Origin of the sequence: Nocardioides guangzhouensis, from assembly GCF_004519545.1 — a bacterium.
GTDB lineage: Bacteria > Actinomycetota > Actinomycetes > Propionibacteriales > Nocardioidaceae > Nocardioides > Nocardioides guangzhouensis.
Genome location: NZ_SDKM01000112.1, coordinates 1 through 1,345, shown reverse-complemented (window position 1 = coordinate 1,345; position 1,345 = coordinate 1). Strand labels below are relative to the sequence as shown.

Here is a 1,345-nt window from a genome sequence, read left to right as displayed (position 1 = left end):
GGACGCTCCTATGGATCGTCAAGCCCTGACGGGGTGGTGTTCGAGGAGCCGGTAGAGGTCTCGGGCGATGTAGCGCTTGAGGCAGCGTTTGATCTCGCGGGGGGTCTTGCCCTCGCTGGTGCGGCGGGCGACGTAGTCGCGGGTGGCCTGGTGGTAGCGGATCCGGGACAGCACGATGGTGTGCAGGGCGCGGTTGAGCTGGCGGTCGCCGTAGCGGTTGAGGCGGTGCCGCGTGGTGATCTGGCCGCTGTTGGCCGGGATCGGGGCGACGCCGGCGAGCATCGCGAACGCGGCCTCGGAGTGGATCCGGCCCGGGTGTGACCAGGCGCAGAGCACGGTCGCGGCCACGATCGGTCCGACGCCGAGCTGCTCGAGCAGGTCGGGTCGCCAGGACCGCACGATTACCCGGATCGCCTTCTCGTGCTCGGCGGCCTCTTCGGCCAGCGCATGGGCGCGTCGGGCCAGGGATCGCAGCACGGTCACGGTGGTGGCGGTCTCGACGTCCCAAGAGGCGTGGACCCGCAGACCGGCGGCGGTCTTGAGCATGGCCGGCAGCTTCTGGCCACGGAACCGGGCCCGGATCTGCTCGGGTGCGGCGATGACCAGGCTGAACACCTGCCGCTGGGCATCGCCCGCGGCGTTGACCGCGGACCGGCGGGCGGCCAGCAGCACGGAGAGTGCTTGGCGGTCCCCGCCGCTGCGCGGGCCGCCGAGCCGGGGCCGCGAAAGGGCCTCCCGGGCGGCGCGGATGGCGTCGAGCGGGTCGGACTTGGCGCCGTGACGCCGCTTGGCGCGTTCGGGGCGGTCGAGCTCGATCACGACCTCCTGGTCGCGCTCCAGGTGCCGGGTCAGCCCGGCACCGTGACCGCCGGTGCCCTCGATCGCCCAGGCCCGCAACACAGCATGTTCGTCGGCGAACGCCACCAGCTGGGCGTAGCCGTCGGCGGTGGCCTCGACGGTGATCTCCTCGAGCACACCGCCGGTGCGGGCGTCGACGATGGCCGCGGAGTGGGTGTGGACGTGGGTGTCGACGCCGATGACGACATCGACCACCTCGCGTAGATCGGTCAGACTGGACACTGCGTTCTCTCCTTGCCTGGGAGCGGATGTGGTTTCCGGTCCGGGGCGGAGATTCGGCAGGACTGTGATGAGACACGACGGGCGCCGCTAACGCCCGGCGGTCAAGCTCCTGATCAGGCCAGCTACTCCGACCGGGCCGGGGCCAGCAACCGCGAGCGGACAAGTCCCGCCAAAGGCACGAAACCAGTCAGAGGAAGGGTCACACCCGCAGCCGCTGCCCCACAGCCCAGCACCATCAGGCTGCGAAGGGAATCCTCACAGTCAG

At 70.9% G+C, this 1,345-nt stretch carries 1 protein-coding gene; it reads right to left on the bottom strand.

Features of this window, described 5'->3' with window-relative positions; translation table 11 throughout:
• Positions 1–18 precede the first annotated feature (18 nt).
• Positions 19–1,080 carry an IS110 family RNA-guided transposase gene (locus EKO23_RS24675; protein WP_217702811.1) on the bottom strand — a complete coding sequence of 354 codons (1,062 nt, stop codon included), beginning with the start codon at positions 1,078–1,080 and terminating at the stop codon, positions 19–21.
• Positions 1,081–1,345: the final 265 nt, after the last annotated feature.